Annotated in this window: 16 protein-coding genes; 13 read left to right on the top strand and 3 right to left on the bottom strand. The window is 63.9% G+C overall.

Features of this window, described 5'->3' with window-relative positions; all coding sequences use genetic code 11:
• Nucleotides 1–345 precede the first annotated feature (345 nt).
• The 11 genes from OXF11_21280 to OXF11_21230 all read left to right on the top strand — a co-directional run bounded on the left by OXF11_21280 (nucleotide 346) and on the right by OXF11_21230 (nucleotide 14,305).
• A complete protein-coding gene (locus OXF11_21280) occupies nucleotides 346–2,157 on the top strand; it encodes a putative Ig domain-containing protein (protein ID MCY4489623.1) in 1,812 nt (603 codons plus the stop codon).
• Nucleotides 2,158–2,953: 796 nt separating this feature from the next.
• A complete protein-coding gene (locus OXF11_21275) occupies nucleotides 2,954–4,279 on the top strand; it encodes an ABC transporter permease subunit (protein MCY4489622.1) in 1,326 nt (441 codons plus the stop codon).
• A 132-nt stretch (nucleotides 4,280–4,411) separates the two neighbouring features.
• The gene (locus tag OXF11_21270) at nucleotides 4,412–5,557 is read left to right on the top strand and encodes a hypothetical protein (GenBank protein ID MCY4489621.1); all 1,146 of its coding nucleotides are present in this window, start codon (nucleotides 4,412–4,414) and stop codon (nucleotides 5,555–5,557) included.
• Nucleotides 5,558–6,485: 928 nt separating this feature from the next.
• A complete protein-coding gene (locus OXF11_21265) occupies nucleotides 6,486–6,863 on the top strand; it encodes a hypothetical protein (GenBank protein MCY4489620.1) in 378 nt (125 codons plus the stop codon).
• Nucleotides 6,864–7,114: 251 nt separating this feature from the next.
• Nucleotides 7,115–7,525: a hypothetical protein gene (locus OXF11_21260; GenBank protein MCY4489619.1), complete on the top strand. Its 411-nt coding sequence runs from the start codon at nucleotides 7,115–7,117 to the stop codon at nucleotides 7,523–7,525.
• A 284-nt stretch (nucleotides 7,526–7,809) separates the two neighbouring features.
• Entirely contained in the window at nucleotides 7,810–8,811 is a 1,002-nt protein-coding gene (locus OXF11_21255) for an ABC transporter permease (GenBank protein MCY4489618.1), read from the top strand.
• 58 nt (nucleotides 8,812–8,869) lie between these two features.
• Nucleotides 8,870–9,697, top strand: coding sequence for an ABC transporter permease (locus OXF11_21250; protein MCY4489617.1), 828 nt, complete (start codon nucleotides 8,870–8,872; stop codon nucleotides 9,695–9,697).
• A gap of 8 nt (nucleotides 9,698–9,705) precedes the next feature.
• Nucleotides 9,706–10,698 carry an LLM class flavin-dependent oxidoreductase gene (locus OXF11_21245; protein ID MCY4489616.1) on the top strand — a complete coding sequence of 331 codons (993 nt, stop codon included), beginning with the start codon at nucleotides 9,706–9,708 and terminating at the stop codon, nucleotides 10,696–10,698.
• Between the two features lie 172 nt (nucleotides 10,699–10,870).
• Nucleotides 10,871–12,193 (top strand): MFS transporter, encoded by a 1,323-nt coding sequence (locus OXF11_21240; GenBank protein ID MCY4489615.1) that lies wholly within the window; start codon nucleotides 10,871–10,873, stop codon nucleotides 12,191–12,193.
• Between the two features lie 18 nt (nucleotides 12,194–12,211).
• Nucleotides 12,212–13,384 carry a Xaa-Pro peptidase family protein gene (locus OXF11_21235; protein MCY4489614.1) on the top strand — a complete coding sequence of 391 codons (1,173 nt, stop codon included), beginning with the start codon at nucleotides 12,212–12,214 and terminating at the stop codon, nucleotides 13,382–13,384.
• 30 nt (nucleotides 13,385–13,414) lie between these two features.
• Nucleotides 13,415–14,305: a cytochrome c gene (locus OXF11_21230; protein MCY4489613.1), complete on the top strand. Its 891-nt coding sequence runs from the start codon at nucleotides 13,415–13,417 to the stop codon at nucleotides 14,303–14,305.
• 60 nt (nucleotides 14,306–14,365) lie between these two features.
• On the opposite strand, the gene OXF11_21225 is transcribed toward OXF11_21230, so the two are convergent.
• Both OXF11_21225 and OXF11_21220 read right to left on the bottom strand, forming a co-directional pair.
• On the bottom strand, nucleotides 14,366–15,391 hold the full coding sequence (locus tag OXF11_21225) for an amidohydrolase family protein (protein ID MCY4489612.1): 1,026 nt from the start codon (nucleotides 15,389–15,391) through the stop codon (nucleotides 14,366–14,368).
• 27 nt (nucleotides 15,392–15,418) lie between these two features.
• The gene (locus OXF11_21220; GenBank protein MCY4489611.1) at nucleotides 15,419–15,994 is read right to left on the bottom strand and encodes an amino acid synthesis family protein; all 576 of its coding nucleotides are present in this window, start codon (nucleotides 15,992–15,994) and stop codon (nucleotides 15,419–15,421) included.
• A 180-nt stretch (nucleotides 15,995–16,174) separates the two neighbouring features.
• Between OXF11_21220 and OXF11_21215 the strand changes: the two genes are divergently transcribed.
• Both OXF11_21215 and OXF11_21210 read left to right on the top strand, forming a co-directional pair.
• Nucleotides 16,175–17,152: a tripartite tricarboxylate transporter substrate binding protein gene (locus OXF11_21215; protein ID MCY4489610.1), complete on the top strand. Its 978-nt coding sequence runs from the start codon at nucleotides 16,175–16,177 to the stop codon at nucleotides 17,150–17,152.
• Between the two features lie 105 nt (nucleotides 17,153–17,257).
• The gene (locus tag OXF11_21210) at nucleotides 17,258–18,592 is read left to right on the top strand and encodes an MFS transporter (GenBank protein MCY4489609.1); all 1,335 of its coding nucleotides are present in this window, start codon (nucleotides 17,258–17,260) and stop codon (nucleotides 18,590–18,592) included.
• 109 nt (nucleotides 18,593–18,701) lie between these two features.
• Here the strand turns inward: OXF11_21210 and OXF11_21205 are convergent, their stop codons facing one another.
• Nucleotides 18,702–19,157, bottom strand: a complete 456-nt coding sequence (locus OXF11_21205) for a cytochrome c (protein MCY4489608.1) — start codon at nucleotides 19,155–19,157, stop codon at nucleotides 18,702–18,704.
• Between the last annotated feature and the right edge of the window lie 151 nt (nucleotides 19,158–19,308).

Raw genomic sequence — 19,308 nt, 5'->3', positions numbered from 1 at the left:
TATTGTGAGCTCGCAGCCAGCTTCGCAACGTCTCCTCCTGAGCTGCGGTAATCGGCAATCGTGAGGCAGTTTTCCACATGACCCCGATCTTATACGATGTCCGTATTGTTGTAAAGCTATTTGTGAGACACTACACTAGTCGTACCGGCAGTTACCGGTTACCCAGTTCCAACGTACGCTGCAAGCCAAGTTCCGTTGGGCCTATCCTTTGATCCAGCGAACCGCCGAATCAGCGGCCGTCCCGAGTTCCTCGACTCGGAGAACGGCGTCATCACCGTCACTGCCACGAGCAGCCAGGGCTCAGCTTCGTATACTTACGAGTGGAGGTTGCGGACGCCTACGGCGTTGAGAGAACCTAGCTTTCCATCGCCGAGGATCACGCGCAGTTGGTGGCGTTCAATCAAAATCGTTCCCTATGCGGTGCCGCGCGCCGGGGGAGTTCCGGACCCGACCTACACCGCAACCGGTTTGCCCGCCGGCTTGAGTTTTGACTCGCTAACGAGACAGATTACCGGCACGCCCACGACAAACGGGACCGGGACCAGTACCATTGCCGCTAGAAATAGCGAAGGTTCCTCCGAATTCACCATTGATTGGACGGTTGCGTCGGCGCGGTTGACGGCCGTTGCAGGCGCTGATCAGCGGGTAAAAGCGGCAGATGTAGTGGTACTGGACGGTACCTGTTCGTCCCCCGGTGACCACGCGATCCGGAGTTTTGCCTGGGCCGTGGTAACCGGATCGGCTACACTCGTGAGACCGAACGAGGCCACGGCGTATTTTCTGGCGGCGCATTCGTTCACCGGCTCAACGGTGCGAGTGCGCCTGACCGTCACCGACGACGCCGGAAATGCCGACTCCGCTGAGGCGGAAATCACCATACTGGCGCGAAGTCCGAGGCAACCGCAAACGGGAAAGGGACCATCGACAGTTATCCCGAAAAGATCGCGAAGCTATGCCTACTGCGTAAACGAACGCAGCTATGGACCGCCTTGGGACAACCGTCCGGGTAGAGTCTTTACGTGGTCCAACGCAACGGAAGCGCTTGCCGACGACGACAGACAAGAAGACATCGACAAAGCATTGAGCGATGTCCACTTGCTGTTTTGTGAATCGGCCCTTCTGAAATGGACGGATATAGGCAATTTTCGGTTCCTGAAACGGGCTGACGCGGAAGATGTCAATTTACGATTCGGGTACCAGACGAATTTTCTGCTAGAGGACACCGTGGGGCGGGCAAACGGTTCCTTGAAGCCCTTGACAGACGGTGTATTCATTGGTTTCAGGGAAAGCCGCTTCGATGATTTGCGCCTTACGCTACCCGAACACGAGATCGGACATTTCCTGGGACTTTTGCACCCCCCGGATGCGCAACAAATCATGTTCGGTGTCGTCAGTACTGATACGGACAAACAACCCGCAAATGGCGACACAATAGGAACTTGGCACCTCTACGGGCCGGCAGACAATGCGCCCAACGTGGGTCCGGATGTAGTTCAGTCATTCAGTGTAACAGCTGGGGTAAGACGAAACGATTTGAGTTGGAGCGCTCCGTTGATCACCGGTGGTAGTGCCATCACCGGTTACAGAGTCTTCCGGGGCAACGCGGATAACTGGGGGGTCGTCACCGGCACCACCACCGGCACCACCTATGCACACACGGGCTTGGGAGATGGCGAAACCTTGTGGTATTGGGTCGTCGCCCAGAACGCGCAAGGTGATGGCATCGCAACAAAAGAGGTGAAAGTGATCACCCTGGCGGCGCCAATGTTCCCCGCCGTCGGCGGAACAGCTCAGTCGTGGGCGGAGGGTGTAAGCATCGCCACCCTCGAAGCCCCGAAGGCCACCGGAGGTCCGGAGCCGACGTATAGTGCGACCGGGCTTCCAGTGGGCATTGCGTTTGAGGCAACGACGCGGCAAATCTCCGGGCGGCCCAAGATGCCGGGGTCCGGAATCATCATCATCACGGCCACCAACAGCCAGGGGTCCGACGACTATAGGTACGCGTGGACCCTAACTCCAGCGACTGCAACTCCGGGCCGGCCAATAAAATTGAGAATGGTCAAACGGGCAGGGAATGCGATTTCGGTCGCAGTGGACCACGGAAAGGGGGTCCGGCGACGCGTTTTCGCTGGCGGTATTCCACTGATGACGACATGACGGACACCGATCCGGCGGTAACCTCAACGGGGCCGAAGGTGACTATTACGGGATTGGTAGCGGGCACGAACTATTGGATTGACGTGCGGGCGGAGAACAGCGTTGGACAGAGCACCTACACGGCGGCGCTGGCAACGTCAACGAGGGCGCGGCTCACGGCGCCACGGAATCTGCGGACGTTGGTCGGCGTGACTGAAGCATCCATAGGCCTTTGGTGGGATCCCGTCATCGATGCAGACCGATACCAGTATCGGTACCGCGAAACAGGAGAAGTCGAATGGGGTGTGTGGGCTGACCAGTTCGGAACCTACAACTACGAGCGGCTTTCCGGGTTGGTGTGGGGGACGCAATACGATATTCAGGTTCGGGCTGTTCAGGACAATTTAGTCGGGCCTCCTTCGAACGTTCATACGGAAACCACAGCCACGCCGTCCATACCAATGTTTGCGGAAGTTGGCGGACCAAGTCAGTCATGGTTTCGTAATCGGAGAATTCGCGCTTTGCAGGTACCGGCGGCGGAGGGGATCCCTCTCCCAACGTACGCGGTGGTGGGTACGTTGCCGGTCGGTTTGAGTTTTGAGAGGACCACAGGAAGGAGGCGTTCACGGAGCCCGGCGTCAGAGAGGCGCTCCGGAACACGTTCCACCTGACGCTCGTGCGCCAAGCCATCGCCTTTCCGATCGGAGTCTTCCTCGCCTGGATCCTGGCGCGCACCGACATTCCCATGGCCCGCGGCTTCGAGTTCCTCTTCTGGATTTCCTTCATGTTGCCAGGCGTGGCCGCGACCCACGGATGGATGCTGCTGCTGGATCCCGACTTCGGGTTGGTGAACACCTGGTCGGACTACTGCCTTGGCGTGAAGCCCTTCGATATCTATTCCTTCTGGGGAATCGTCTGGGTCCATACCATCGGCGGACTGGACACCAAGGTCATGCTCCTTACGCCGGCGTTCCGCAGGATGGACGCTGCAATGGAGGAAGCAAGCATGTTGTGCGGCGCCGGCACGGTGAAGACCATGTTCAGAGTGACGCTGCCGGTGATGCCGCCGATCCTGGTTGTGGTCCTGCTCCTCGGTTTGGTGCGGCTGTTCGAGTCATTTGAAACGGAACTACTGCTCGGCACGCCGTGGGGCTTCTTCGTCTACTCCACCATGATCGTGGATCTGGCCAGGCAGGAGCCGCCGCTGACCAATCAGGCCGCGGCCCTGGGAAGCATCATTCTGGTCTTCCTGGCCGTATTCATCCCGTTGCAGCGAAGGCTCATCGCCTCACGCCTGTACACCACCGTCACCGGCCGCTTCCGACACAAGTTGATCGAACTGGGCCCGTCAAGGCTCCTGGCGGCCGCGAGCATGGGGTTCATCTGCCTGCTGGCGGTGGGCGTCCCGATTCTGAGCGCCCTGGGCGGGAGCCTGATGGTTCGCTTCGGCTTCTTTGATTTGCCTCACACCTGGACCCTGGAGTACTGGCGCATGGCCCTGAGCGATCCGCGGCTCTTGTTGGCGTTGAAGAACACCCTGATCATCGCCATGTGTTCAGCCGGCGTGGGGTCGATCTTCTTCTCTCTAATCGCATACATCGTAGTCCGCACGCGCCTTCCGGGACGAAGCGTTCTGGATACGATTTGCTGGCTTCCTTCCGCCGTGCCGGGCGTACTCGCGGGCCTCGGGTTGCTTTGGATGTTCCTGGGCACACCGTTCCTTCGTCCGTTCTATGGAAGCCTGTTTCTTCTCATCATCGCCTCCGTCATCGGGGGGATCACCCTTTCCACCCAGATTCTGAAGGCGAACTTCGTACAACTCGGCAAGGAGATGGAAGAGGCGTCCCTGACCTCTGGTGCCGGGTTCTGGAACACATACTTCCGCATCGTGCTTCCGCTAATGGCGCAGACCATGGTGCTCATCGGAGTTCTCAACTTCTTGTTCGCCGCCCGGACCGCATCGAGCGTGATCCTGCTGGCCACCTCCGAAACCCGGACCCTTGCGCTCCTGGTGCTGGACCAAATCTCCGGCGGATATCGGGAAGCGGCCAGCATCACCATGTTGTTGATTGTGCTGCTCACGACAGGGTTGGCGCTCTTTGCACGTTCCCTTGGCCTCAAAGCGGGCATCCAAGGCGAGTGACTGTGAAGCCCCCCGTCCTTCTCCCCCACCCATGAGTAGTTCAGCTTGGCGTCAAGGCCGAGATCCTGGGTAGGCGCCCTCGGGTGGGGTTGGGACATCAGGGCGGGATCGGATCGGCACAAGAAGGGGAGCGTGGAGTTGGTACTCCTCTGTCCACCACCTCCGCAGGTTACAAGAAACAGAACTCGACTTGATCAATTTCCACTCGTAAGGCATATATTCCGATTCGGAAATGTTGCCGCTTTAAGGAAACACCGTCGGTTTCATGATGACACAAACTCGCCGCGCCCGCGCGTGTCGGTGAGAAGAAGGGGATATGTGGTCCCCCTGGATTTGCAGATCCTGAAGATGTCATTGTCCCTGGACGGACCTCTCGAGTTCGACGATCTGGAGTCCTGGGCGAGACGACCGGGCGACGTGCGCAGCAACGACCTCTGGGGAGACGGTAACGAAGAGAACGGTGGCAGCGACCGGTTGGAGGCTTCGCCAATGCGAATAATCGACGGTGTACGTAGGTGTGTTGCCCGGTGCAGTACACTGGGCAACAGGGTGCTTTACCTGAGAATATCCGTTTGTTTGCTAGCGGTGCTTTGGCTCGCGGGTTGCGGGACAGGTTCCAGAGAGCCGGGGCCTTTTCCTCTGTGGGAACCCGGAGAGCTGGAGTCGATGAGTTTGCTTCATGAGCATAGCGGTATAAGGGTGTACTTTGGGACTAGGGGAGAAACCGAGGACTTGGGGCCGTGGTCAGAGCATTCGAAGCACTTTGTGGGCAGGTTTCCTACGGAGGTCGAAGCGGGATACAATCAGTATTCCGTCACTTTCGGCGTTGCGGCTTGGAACGGGTCGGTGGAACCGTGGGTGACTGGTCCTGAGCAGTCTTCCGCGCCTCTGGACTTCTCCGGTGGTTCTGATGCCTTCATTTGGTATGGCCGACTCGTTGGATTTTCGCCTGACAATCAATCAGTGGCGGGCGATGTGAGCCTCATTGTGTATGCCCCGCATGTGGACGGAAGGCGTTCAGCGCTTAGATTCAGCAGGCTAGAGTCCTGGTTCGGACCTCCGAGCGAATTGGGTTCCGGAGAGCCGTGGAGAGAAGGCGGCCTCGACTACGGCATCACCGTGTCCGGGAACGCTTTCGTGCAGATTGACGGCGATGACGGTGTGGTCGAGGGTGGCTTCCTGGGTCCGGACCACCTAGGCATGGGCGGTGTATTGAAACGGGATGATCTCACGGCGGCCTTCGGCGGGAGACTGAGCGCCGCGCTTCTGATTGACTAGCTTCCGGGTAGGCGCCGGTTTTCGGCTCTGACGATTCTCGTCCGCTCTTGCAAAACTCACCGCTTTAGGTCTAGGGAGAGTGTGCTGGCGCCGCTGACCTTTCGTACGTCGGTACGAACGTCCTCCAAAGAGTCTCGCCCGATGGTGGCACGCCAAACCCAGCGACCCAGCGCCGGGGAAGTGCATCGTACATGACCCCTCCTGCACACCCTGGCCGCAACCCTTTGGACGGTAAGCTGTTCCCCAATACGGTCCTTGGGGAACCCGCCAGGAGGAGTCCCTTGGCACGGTGCCACACCCTCTCGATCGAGAGGTCGGAGGAGTCGGTTCACCGACCGACTTCCCCGTAGGAACCTGTCTGCTCCGTTCGCCTGGCCAGAACGATGCCGGTCTTCCACCTCGATAATCGCCTTGGGCTTGCCGCACCCTGAGAATACACTTGCGTCCAGCGCCACTACCATGAATACGGATCGAAGTACAGTTGAACCGTAAGAGGGATGAGCCATGACATCAGCGAACGAGACGAGCGAGGGCGACGTTGCAGAGGCGGCTGAGAAGTCGCGAATCAGAGAACATCGCCAATAGCACTTTGTTGGCACTTGGAAGAATAGCGGTCTCGGTCACGAGCATACCACCGGCTATCGCAGCTATGGCGGTCGCGTTGCAGTCGTTGAACGCGAGTGGCGTAGCGGGGCCGGAAGGTCCGGCCGGACCGCCGGGGGTAGACCCCAGGGTGAGCGTGGTCCTGCGGGTTCCCGAGGTGCACAGGGGCCTCAGGGTGAGCCGTGACGCTGTCCCACAGTACTCGTTGGGACGGCATCGGGCAGCTTGCTCGCTACTTGGCCGATGATGCCGGTATCGACGGTCGAGTCCGGCGATTCGGCGCGGAGCCTCCATCGTTCGGGTAGTTGAAGGGGCCAGTCGGGAAATGGTCGAGGAAGCGATTCATGCGGTTCAACTGATCAACGCTTCGTTACCGGATGCCTGGAAATTGCGATTCGCGAAGGAGTTGGCGACGGGGAGCACGGGACGGCCGGCGGACGGCGAAATCCTGATCGATTTCCGGCCGCGCGAAGACTGGCCCGATACAGCTCTCCACGGGCGCTACGAAGGCGGCTTTGCGCAGCGTTGGTTCGATCCTCGGCATCCGCTCGTGTCGGGTCGTGTCTGGATCGACACGACACCGGGAGCACAGGGCGGCTTTCAGCCCCGGTCGGTCAGTATCGTGCACCAACTCCTTCACACTCTCTCCTTCACACTCTCGGGCGTAACCACCCGGACGGAGCTCGGTATCCCGATACGGTGACGAACAACCCGCCTGAGGGCGTTCCCGGACACGTGCTCCATCCACTCGACCGCGACCGCGCTGCTCGCCGTGTACGGATGGCTCGCGCCGGGCACGCCGACAGAACGGATATACGAGAACTTGGGATCGTGGTCGGAGCTATCGGAAAATCTTGACGGTCGGCTTTCCCGCACACAGGGCCGTGTCCGCCAGAAGCCGAGTGTATTCCGCGGTATCCTGTCTATTTCGGCGTTGTGGCACGGAATGGGTTGGTGCAACCGTGGGCAATGGGCATCGTACCCTTCCTCGATTTCCAGGACGAATGGCCCTACGGTACACGAGGCATATTGTCGTGGTCGGGCTTTCTTTTGGGACTCACCCCCGGCGATCGAGCGGTAGTGGGGCGGGCGTCCTTGTTGGTGGATGCCCGCTCGTTCGATGGAGAGCTTGAGTTCAGCGAACTCGAGTCCTGGGCAGGGAGCCTTGGCGAGTTGGGCACCGGCGAGCTCTGGGGAGACGGCGACCTCGAATACGCCATCACCGTGCGCGGGAACACATTCGTGCAGACCGGCGGCGACGACGGCGTGGTGACGGGAGTGTTCCTCGGCGCTCACCATGACGGGATGGGCGGTACGCTCAAACGAAACGACCTCACGGCCGCCTTCGGGGGGAGTTGGCCGTAGAGCCGTTTCCCATTCCAGGTCGGCAATAGGCTCGCCCACCCTGGGTCCGTACCATACGGGGATGGGCGCGTAGAAACGGGATGATCTCGCGGCCGCGTTCGCGGGGATGGCCATATCCTCTCTTGGATGACAGCCCGCCTTGCCCTCGCTCTGTCCATGGTGGTGTTCCCAAGTCGATACGCCGTTTCCCGTGGCTCATTCTTGACACCCATCGCACACCCCCACCGGTCCTTGAAATCCCCACGCCTATGTCATAGATCGTAGGTTTTTCGAGAGACCGCCCCATGGGAACCTATCTGCTTCGCCGCTTGGTCGGGACCATCCCGGTCATGGTGCTCATCAGCCTGCTGGTCTTCCTGCTGATCCAGGCCGCTCCCGGCGATCCGACGCTCATGCTCCTGGGCGAGGACACCACCCAGGAGGACATCGACCAGGCCCGGGAAAGGTGGGGGCTCGACCAGCCCGTCTACGTCCAGTACTTCAAGTTCTTCATGTCGGCGGCCCAGGGGGACTTCGGCCGCTCCTTCAAGTACGATGAGCCCGTGCTGGACGTGATCCTCAGCCGCGTCCCGGCCACGCTCGAGCTGGCCACCGCCTCGGTTATCATCGCCATCATCTTCGCCATCCCGTTAGGGGTGTGGGCCGCGGCCAAGCCCAACTCGTGGATAGACAATACCGGCACGACTTTCGGCCTGTTCGGCATCAGCATGCCCAGCTTCTGGTTCGGGATCATGCTGATCCTGCTGTTCGCCGGGATACTGAATATTCTCCCGTCCGCGGGGCGGGACACCTACGGCATCGCCGGTGCCCGGATCACCGGCTTCTACATCGTCGACAGCGCCATCCAGGGTAACTGGGCCGGCGTGCGTGACGGTCTGGAGCACGTCTTCCTTCCGGCCGTGGCCCTGGGCTCCAACATGCTCGGGATCCTCATGCGCGTGACGCGGTCGTCGGTGCTGGAGGTCATGCACGAGGAGTACGTGACCACGGCCCGCGCCAAGGGGCTGATGGAGCGCAAGGTGCTGTGGCGCCACGTCGTGCGCAACGCCCTGATCCCGGTGATTACCGTGGTGGGGCTGGAACTCGGCACGCTCCTGAGCGGTTCGATTATCGTGGAGACGGTTTTCTCGTGGCCCGGCAGCGGCAGCCTGCTGGTCATCGCGCTGAACGCGCGCGACCATCCGCTGGTGACCGGGCTGGTGCTCGTGTACACGTTGGCGTTTGTCGCCATCAACTTTCTGATCGACGTGCTCTATGCAGTCATCGACCCAAGAATACGGTATTGACACCGGCACGCCGGACCCCGGCCGCGCGAAGCCCCGCAGCCAGTGGTGGCGTCCGTGGATGCGCACCAAGGTCTACCTGGGCGGTTCGGTCGTGCTGATCTTCATCATCGCCGGCGCCCTCGGGCCCTTCGTGGCGCCGTTCGACCCCAACCAGCAGAGTCTGGAGACCATGCTGCATGGGCCCCAGTGGTTCTGGGGCCCTCACTTTCTCGGTACCGACAACCTCGGCCGCGACATCCTGAGCCGCATCGTCTTCGGCGCCCGGGTCTCCTTGCTGATCGCCTTCGCGGTGGTGTTCATCTCCGGCTTCGTGGGCGTGATTCTGGGAGCCACGTCGGGGTACTTCGGCGGTAATGTCGACTTCACCATCCAGAAGTTCGTGGAGGTGGTATGGGCCTTCCCGCCGCTGCTGCTGGCCCTGACCATCATGGCGTTCCTCGGGCAGGGCCTGTTCAACCTGATCCTGGCCCTGGTGGCGCAACGCTGGATCCAGTACTGCCGCGTGACGCGGGGGCAGAGCCTGTCCCTCAAGGCGCGCGAATTCGTCATCTCGGCCAAGTCGCTGGGCGCGAGTGACGCCCAGATCATCGCGCGCCACATCATCCCCAACCTGATCCAGGTGTCGCTGGTCATCGGCACCTTCGCCATGGCCTCGTCCATCATCTCCGAGGCCAGCCTGAGCTTTCTGGGTCTGGGCGTGCCTCCCGAGATCCCCACCTGGGGCACCATGCTCGCCGACGGCCGCATCTACATCAGCACGGCGTGGTGGCTGGCGCTCTTTCCGGGGCTGTCCATCTTCATCACCGTGCTGGGCATCAACCTCCTGGGCGACGCCCTCCGCGACGTGCTGGACCCGCGCCTCAAGCGGGCGGGAACGGGTATCTAGACTCCTCCATGTCACGACTCGGAATGGTCCTCTATCACGGCATCGACACCGGCGATGAGTTGAGGAACTATGCCCACGTCGCGGAAGAGGCCGGGTTCGACTCCCTGTGGGTGACGGAGCGTTACTTCCACGAGGAAACCTTCTCGCTGTTGGGGTTCCTGGCGGCCGCCACGACGCGCATCCGGCTCGGTCTTGGCGTCACCAATCCCTACACGCGCAACCCCGCCCTGCTGGGCATGTCCGCGGCGACCCTGGACCGCATCTCCGGCGGGCGCTTCCTCCTGGGGCTGGGACGGAGCGACAAGTGGATGATCGAGGGGCGCATGGGGATGCCCTACGAGCGGCCCCTCGACCACATGAAGCAGACGGTGGCACAGCTCCGGCAGCTCCTGGCGGGCGAGCGCGTGAGCGGCGCGGGCGGCTACTGGGACCTCAATGCCGTTCGGCTGGCGGTGAAACCGGCGCAGGAAAGCCTGCCCATCTACCTGGCCGCCATCGGCCCCAAGGCGCTGCGGCTCGCCGGCGCGGTGGCCGACGGGGGCTTGCTCAACGCCTACGTTCCCACCGCCTACGTGCGCTACGCGGTGCGGGAAATCTCCGACGCGGCCCGGCAGGCGGGACGCGACCCGGCGGCCATCGACATCGCGTGCATGTTGATCGTGCGGATGACCGATGACCCGGGGCGCATGCTGCCGGCCCTCAAGGAGCGCATGGTGCGGCTCCTGGCCGAGCCGTTCGTGGGGGAAGTCCTGCTGGAGCGCGGCGGCTTCGATCCCGGCATCCTGCCCGAACTTCGCGCCACCGCGGAGAACCGCGGCGAGAAGGCCGCCGTGGGGCTCATCACCGAGGAGATGGTGGAGGGCTTCTACCTGCTGGGCGACGGCGCGACGTGCCGCCGGCGCATCGCCGAATACCGCGAGGCCGGAGTGGGACACGCGCTGCTGCTGCCGCGGTTGGAGGACTACGAGAGCACAGTGGAGGCTCTGGGGCCACGCGCCTAGCTGGCGTCCTTCGACTTCGCTCCGCTACGCTCAGGACGAGTGGTTTCGGGACCTGTTTCCGTTCGTCCTGAGCGGAGCGAAGTCGAAGGACGCCATTTCGAAGGACGCCGTTCGCGGGCGGGGTTTGCCCGTCCGTAGCCCGACCACGCGAGAAGGAACAACGCGGCCATAGATGATCACAACACCCGACATGTCGAAACCGCGGCCCCGCAAACCGCTCAACGTCCGCTTCTTCTACGGTTGGGTGGTGGTGGCGACGACCTTCACGGCGTCGCTTCTGGCCGCGGGTATCCGCGCCGCGCCGCAGACCTTCGTGCGGCCGCTGGAGGCGGACTTCGGCTGGAGCCGCGGCGCGATCAACGCCGCCGTGTCCATCAACCTGGTGCTCTACGGCGCCATCGGCCCCTTCGCCGGGCGCTTCCAGGACCGCCGGGGACCGCGGCTGGTGATGCTCGCGGCGCTGACACTGTTGGCGGTGGGGGCGGGAGCCACCGCGTTCATCAACGAACTATGGCAGTTTCTGGTGGTGTGGGGCCTGATCGTCGGCACCGGCGCGGGCGGCATTTCGTCGGTGCTGGCGGCCAGCGTCGCCCACCGCTGGTTCGTGCGCCATCGCGGCGTGGTGCTGGGCCTGCTGAACAGCGCCGGCTCCACCGGACAGCTCATCTTCATCCCGGTGGTGCTGAGCCTCATCGTGGCCTGGGGCTGGCGCGTGGCGGCCATGGCCCTTTCGGGTGTGGCGGTGGTGGCCTTCCTGCTGGTGTGGTGGCTCATGCGCAACGACCCCGCCGAGATGGGGGAGGAGGCGCTGGGCGAGTCGGAGGCCAACGCCGCCGCGGCCGCGAAACCGGGCGGCGCGGCGCTGGTGACGAGCACCACGGTGCGGGACGCGCTCCGGACGCGCACCTTCTGGCTCCTGGCCGGCGCCTACGCCATCTGCGGCGGGACCTCCAACGGTCTCATCGGGGCCAACATGATCCCGCACGCCCTCGACATCGGCATCAGCCACCAGGTGGCCAGCATCACCGTGGGGATCATGGCCGGCCTGAACTTCGTCGGTACCATGGGGGCCGGGTGGCTCTGTGACCGCATGGACCCGCGCAAGGTGCTGGCCTGGATCTATGCGTTGCGGGCGGTGTCGCTGTTCATCCTGCCGTCGGTCACCGGCCCCGCGGGCATGTTCCTCTTCGCCGTGATCTACGGCCTGGACTGGTTCGCGACGGTGCCGCCGGTGGTCGCCATCGCCGGCAACACCTTCGGCAAGAACTCGGTGGGCAGCATCTACGGCCTGATCTTCCTGGCGCACCAACTGGGCGGCGCCGCCATGGCCCAGGGCAGCGGCATCGCGTACGATGTGTTCGGCGACTACGTGCCTTCGTTCCTCACCGGCGCGGTGCTGGCCGTGCTGGCCGCAATCATGTCGATGGCCATCACGAAGGAAGGGTCGCAGCCGAGACTGCTGCCTCCGCCGAGGCCCGGACTGGCCACCACGTAGATCTGACGGAGGAACTTCATGGCTTGTGATCCCAACTACCTGAGTTTTTCCGACGCGGAGTACGAACGCCGCCACGCGGCGGTCAAGGCGCGCATGGACCGCATGGGCCTGGACGCCGTGGTCTTCTACGGCAGCCGCGCGGCGCCGGACATCCACTACCTGTGCAACTGGCTCACCACCAGCGAGGCCTACTTCATCTACCCGGGCGCGGGCGAGCCCACGCTGTTCGTCCAGTTGTCCAACCATCTGCCCAACGCCAGGCGCATGGCCCTCATCGACGACGTGCGCTTCGGCGGCTCGAGCCCCACGGGCTCGGTGGATTCGGTGCCGCGGGTGCTGGAGAACCTGAAGGACCGCGGGCTCGAGAAGGGCTCGGTGGGCCTGTGCGGCAGCGTTCCCTACCGCCACTACCTGCGGCTGGTGGAAGCGTTGCCGGGCGTGAAGTGGTCGGACTTCAGCGCCGAGATGCGCGACCAGCGCCAGGTCAAGAGCGACGAGGAGATCGAGCGGCTGCGCCAAGCCTCGGCCATGAGCGACGACTCGGTGGCGGCCCTGGCCGAGCACGCGCGCCCCGGCATCCCGGAGCACGAGCTGGCGCGCATCGTCGAGGACGTCTACCTGGGAAAGGGCGGCATCAACGGCATCCACTTCATGATCACCACCTCCATGCATGACCCCAAGGGCGGCGTGCCGCAGCAGCACCTGTCCAACCGCATCCTGCGGAAGGGCGACGTGCTCGTCACGGAGATCAGCACCAACTACGCCGGCTACACCGGACAGGTGCTGCGCACCTTCACCATCGGCGAGGATCCCACGCCCGAGTATCAACGGCTCCACGACACCGCGATGGAGGCCTTCGACCGCATCGCCGGCGTCATCAAGGCGGGCGCCGGGACCGAAGAGGTGCTCCAGGCCGCGGACGTGGTGCACGAACGCGGCTTCACCGTGTATGACGACGTGGTCCACGGCGCCAGCCAGTTGCCGCCGATCCTGCGCACGCACAAGACCCAACGCGGCGTGCCGCCGGACTTCCGCTTCCAGACGAACATGTGCCTCGTCATCCAGCCCAACGTCGTCACCGATGACGGGTTGCGCGGCGTCCAGTTCGGCGAGATGATGCGCGTGACGGATACCGGACTGGAGAACATGCACGACTGCCCGAGGCAGCTCTTCGTGTGCCGCAACGGGTGACGCGAGAGGAGAGAGGAGGGTCTTCCGTCCATGCGCGCCGGTCAACGCACCTTGGCATATCTGCTCGCCGGGTTGGTGCCGATGCTCCTGGCGTGGGCGCCGGGCACCGGCGCCGCGGACGATCCCGTGGCGCGGGGCGCGTACCTCGCCCGCGCCGGGCTGTGCATCGCCTGTCACACCGATTTCAAGAACAAGGGCGGGGAGCTTGCCGGGGGCTACGCCATCGAGGTCCCCTTCGGCACCATCTACAGCACCAACATCACGCCGGACCCGGAGACCGGCATCGGCGGCTGGAGCGACGAAGAGTTCCTCAGGGCCATGCGCCAGGGCATCGGCCGCGACGGCGAGCACCTGTTTCCGGCCTTTCCCTACACCTCGTTCACGCACATGACCGACGAGGATATCCTCGCTCTCAAGGCCTACCTGTCCACGGTGAAGCCCGTGCGCAAGGAAAACCGCGCGCCCGAGTTGACCACGCCCTTCGGCTGGCGCTTTCTGCTGGCGGGATGGAAGTGGCGCTATTTCGAGGAGGGCCCGTGGACGTCCGATCCGAGCAAGCCGGTTCAGTGGAACCGCGGCGCCTATCTGGTCAACGCCGTCGTCCACTGCGGCGAGTGCCACACGCCGCGGGACTGGGCCGGCGGACTCGACCGGGAGCTGTTCATGGCCGGCAGCGCCGACGGCCCCGAGGGCGAGACCGCCCCCAACATCACCGCGCACAACGAGACCGGGGCGGGCGACTGGTCGGTGGAGGACATGGTGGAGCTATTGAAGAGCAGCTACAAGCCCGACGGCGACAACGTCCAGGGCCTCATGGAGCGGGTCATCATCCATGGCTACGAGCACATGACCGACGAAGACCTCACCGCCGTCGCGGTCTACCTGCGCTCGCTGCCGCCCATCGAGAACCGCATCGAGTAGCGCCGGTCCCCCTCTGTCCGCGACCACGGACCGCGTTGCGTCACCCGGGCCGCCGTTCTGTCACCCCGGACCTGATCCGGGGTCCGGGTGGCGGGGTGGGGCATCCAGTCCCAGGAGCCGCGCCGCGTTCCCTCCGCAAACCGCGTCCGATTCGCCCAACCCGGCGCGCTCCAGCAGCCCCAGTGGATCCGTCTCGCCCATGTCGTAGGGATAGTCCGTGCCCAGCAGGAGACGTTCCTCGCCGGCAAGCTGGCACAGGAACGCGAGCATGCGCGGGTCGTGCAGGATGGTGTCGAAGTAGAAGCGGCGGAAATACGTTTCCGGATTGCCCGGCACCGCGCGCGCCGCGTCCACCGCGCCATGGCCGTGGATGACGCGGCCCAGGAGATAGGGCAGGGCGCCGCCGCCGTGCACCAGGCAGATGTTGAGGGACGGGAAGCGTTCCATCACGCCGCCCAGGATCAGGGATGCCGCGGCGATGGCGGTGTCCACGGGATTGCCCACGAGGTTGTTCATGTAGTGCCGGCTCAGCCGCTCCGCCGCGGCCACGCGGTGCGGATGCAGTTGCACCAACACGCCCAGGTCGGCGGCGCACTCGAAGAATGGCCGGAACGCCTCGTCGTCCAGGTTGGTCCCGTTGATGTGGGTGCCGATCTCCACCATGCGGATGCCCAGCGCGTCCACCGCGTAGCGGAGTTCCTCCACCGCGGCCCGGCTCGACTGCATGGGAATCGTGGCCACCGGGATCAACCCCGGCTCGCCGCGCGCCGCCTCGGCGTTGGTCTCGTTGAACAGCCGCGCCACCGCCTGCCCGTGCACGCTTTCCAACTGGTAGGTCACGATGGTCATGGGCGGCGACAACACCTGGCGGTCGAGCCCCCGCGTCCGCATGGTGCTCACCCGCGCCGGCAGGTCCGAAAGAAACGGCTGCAGCGCCGCGGGACGGCCGTCCCCGACACGCAGGGACAGGCGGCCCGACGCGTCCTCCTCGATGTGGCAGCCATGGCCGGCGCCGGCCCGGCGCATTCCCTGGATCCACTCGGGCGGGGTGAAGTGGGCGTGGACGTCGATGACTACCCGTGACATGGCTCCTCCGGTCGCGGCACAGGTCGCCTATTCCTTCTTCGCCATCACGTCGGCGGCGGCCAGGTCCTCGCCGACCCGGTGGAAGGGGCGGCCCGAGTCGCTGACGGCCAGGACCACCACGATCTCGTCGGCGCGCGGGGCGTCGGGCACGGAGACCTGCATGGAGTCGAAGTGGCTGAACTTCCAGACGTCGTCCTTGTGGTGCAGCGGGCAATCGATGGCGGTCCCGGGACCGCCGATCTTGGTGGTGGAGGGCATCACCGAGCGCGCCGGCCCGACGATCTCGCGCACGGGCCGGCCGAGGCGCGGGTGCATCACCGCGGCGGCGTGCTCGCGCTCGCCGTTCTCGCCGACGATGGCGGCCTTGCCGTAGCTGTGGACGGCCGCGCCGTCGATCCCCAGCGCGGCGATGGCGCGTTGGGCGAGCAGCCCGCCGAGTTCCGCACCCGCCTGCTGCAGCTCTTCGAGTTTGTCGTCGTGGACTCCGGCGTAGGGGTTGGCGATGACGGCGATGGCCGCGGCCTGACGCGTCGCGGGCTCCACCGGCCGGCCGAGTTCGCGCCGGGTTTCCTCGACAACGGTGACGATTTTGCGGATCTCCATTCGGCTCCCTCCTGAATCGCCGCACGATATTAAGGGACACGATTAAGGGACACGACTCTGGTGTGCTGCGTCAGAAATACGCCTAAAATCTGGTGTTTGACAACACGCCTCCGGATGGTGTTTCCTGGAACACCCCGAAAAATCGGGGAAATCCGGCCCCCAAGCTACAGGAGTTCTTTCATGAAAAGGTGGATTGCCATAGCGGTATTGTTGACTCTGGCGGCGTTCGCACAGCCGGCCACGGTGACGGCGGCGGACTTTCCCAAGAAGAACATCACCATCATCGTGGCGGGCTCGCCCGGCGGGGGCTTCGACCGGTTGGCCCGGGCCATCGGTCGCACCATGCGGAAGTACCTGCCCGAGGATGTCCATGTCATCGTGAAGAACATCACCGGCGGGGGACTGGTCATCGGCACGGTGGCCATGTACAGGGCCAAGCCCGACGGCTACACCTTGGGGCACTTGTTCACCGACGGCATGCTCGGCAAGCAGTTGATCAGCGGCGCGGACAAGACGGGCTACGACGTTACCAAGTTCGTCAACATCGCCCGGGTCGGGGCCGAGCCTTACAGCCTCATCGTCGGCAAGAACTCCCGCTTCCACACGCTGGAGGATCTCCGAAGGGCGAAACGGGTGAAGTGGGGAGTGGAAGGCATCGGCGTGTCGCGCTGGATACCGACTTTCGTGACGGCCAAGGAACTCGGCATCCACATGGATGTGGTGTCCGGTTACCGCGGTACCAGCGAAGGCATACCGGCCATGATCCGGAACGACTTCGACGTGTACCTGCAACCCATCGATCACCCCACCACGGCATCCTACATCGCGTCGGGCGACGTGAGGCCGGTCCTTCACCTGCATAACGAGAGGCCGGTGAACGCCCCGGACACGCCGACCGCCCAGGAGAAGGGGATCGACCTGCGCCTCTACGTGGGCCGCAGCATCGTGGCGCCGCCGGGCCTGCCCGACGACAGGAAGAAGATCCTGGAAGATCTGTTCATGAAGGCCATGACCGATCCGGAATACAAGGAGTTCCTGGCCAAGTCCAAGAGCCCCATCGTCCCCGGCGATTCCAAGGTGGCGCAGGCTGATCTGGACAACTACGTGAAGACCTACAGCAGGTACACCCAGGCCATGCGCGACGCGTTGCCGAAGTAGCCGTCGTCATTCAACGGGGATCGTCCTCGGAGCGGTCCCCGTCTCTATCTTCCAGTGCGGCCTCGTGTGACGCACGCACCAGGCTCCCGCGGAAAAGGAAACCGGATGAACCACCCCGCGACCCCGGACGCCAAGGCGCGTCCGCCCCTATCGCTGCCGTTCCACTACGGCTGGCTCATCGTGGCGGTGACCTTCTTCGCGAGCTTCAACGGCGCCGGCATCCGCGTGGTTCCCACGGTGCTGATCCATCCGCTGGAAGCCGACTTCGGCTGGACGCGGTCGGCCATCACCTTCGGCATCTCCATCAACCTCCTGCTCTACGGCGTGGCCGCCCCGATCGTAGGCTGGGTCCTGGACAAGTACGGGCCGCGCAGGGTCATGCTGACCTCGCTCACCCTGCTCTCCGTGGGTCTGCTGTGCACCACTCTCGTCTCGCAGTTGTGGCAATTCTGGTTGACCTGGGGGGTCATGGTAGGACTGGGGGCCGGCGGCATGTCCGGTGTGCTCTCGGCTTCGGTGGCGCACCGGTGGTTCAACGCCCGGCGCGGGCAAGCGGTGGGCATTCTCAGCAGCGGCAGTTCCACGGGTCAGATCGTCTTCATCCCGTTCATGCTTTGGGTGATCACCTACACCGGGTGGCGCACGGGTTCCTACATCCTGGTTGCCTGCACCGGCGCGGCCGTATTGCTGGTCTGGATGCTCATGCGCGACAATCCGCAGGACGTCGGCCTTGAGCCCTACAACCAGGGGCCCGGCGCGGTGACCGCGTCGCCGGTCGACAAGACGGCGGCCAAGACCGAGGAACCCAAGACCGCGGCGCCGGTCATGGGCATCCGGGACGCCATCAAGACTCCCACATTCTGGCTCCTGTGCGGCGTGTTCTCCATCTGTGGCGGCACGGCCAACGGCCTCGTCGGCACCCACCTGCTTCCCCATGCCCTGGAAAACGGGTTCGACAAGATCACCGTAGCTGGCGCCATCGGCCTCATGGGAACCATGAACATCGTCGGGACGCTGTTCTCGGGCTGGCTGGCGGACCGTGTCGACCCCCGGAAGCTGATCGCCGGGGTGTTCACGCTGCGGGGGTTGTCGCTGTTCTACCTGACCATTGTGGACAACACCGCCGGGCTCCTTTTCTTCACCATCGTGTACGGCCTCGACTGGTTCGCCACGGTGCCGCCCGTGGTCATGCTCGCGGGCCAGACCTTCGGCAAGCAGTCCATAGGCCGGATCTATGGTTGGATCTTCCTGGCGCACCAAGTGGGCGGATCAGCCATGGCCTGGGGCGGCGGCCTGCTCTACGACTACGTGGGCAACTACGAGATGGCGTTCTTCGCCGGCGGCTGGATGGGACTCATGGCCGCGGCCTTCGGGCTCAGCATCCGCCCGAAGAAACCCGTTCCGCCACTGGGCCCCACGCCCGCCGGGGCGCCCGCCTGAACGGGCGCCAGTGCCGACGCCCTGGAAACGTCATTCCCGCGGAACAGGCTGTCAAAACACCATCTGAGAGAGGCGACAACCCCTTGAATCGTCGTGGGACGGGGTGCCGTTACGACGACTTGTCCTTGCGGGTGGCGCCGCCGGTGTCGTAGACGTACTGCCAAGGCACCGAGCAGTGAGCCCAGACGAGGGGTTCGAACTTTTCCCACCAATCCAGGTCACGGCCTTCCATGCTCAGGAACCGCACCATGCGCACCATGTCCTGGATCTGGTACTTCTCCAGGGCGGGTTCGAAGGCGGGCATGATGCCCTTGCCCTTTTTGATGACCGCGCGGATGTCGAAGATATCCAGGTTGTTGACCGTGTCGCGGAAATCGGGGACCTCGGCGGAGAGCGCCTTGGCGATGGGGCCGTTGCCCCGGCCGGCGGGGCCGTGGCAGCTCGCGCAACGCTGGGCGTAGACCAGCCGCATCTCCTCCTCCCGAATGCAGCCGGAAAGGAGCGTCAGGCCCAGCAGCGCCAAGCCGAGATAGAGGCAGGAACGCCGGTGGAAGCGCGTCACCATCACCCTTCCTCCTAACCCATCTTTAACATGAATGTGGGGATTTAGGGTATTTTGTGTACGGGTGCACCATCTAACCTATTGAATTCATTGAGATCATGTTTCTGGGGACGGAATGTAGTGCCATACTAATGTATCATGGCTTGCATTCCGC

Source organism: Deltaproteobacteria bacterium, assembly GCA_026712905.1.
In the GTDB taxonomy this organism is placed as follows: domain Bacteria; phylum Desulfobacterota; class Binatia; order UBA9968; family JAJDTQ01; genus JAJDTQ01.
The sequence above is the reverse complement of the archived record's forward strand: the minus strand, read 5'-3'. Positions and strand labels throughout refer to the sequence as shown.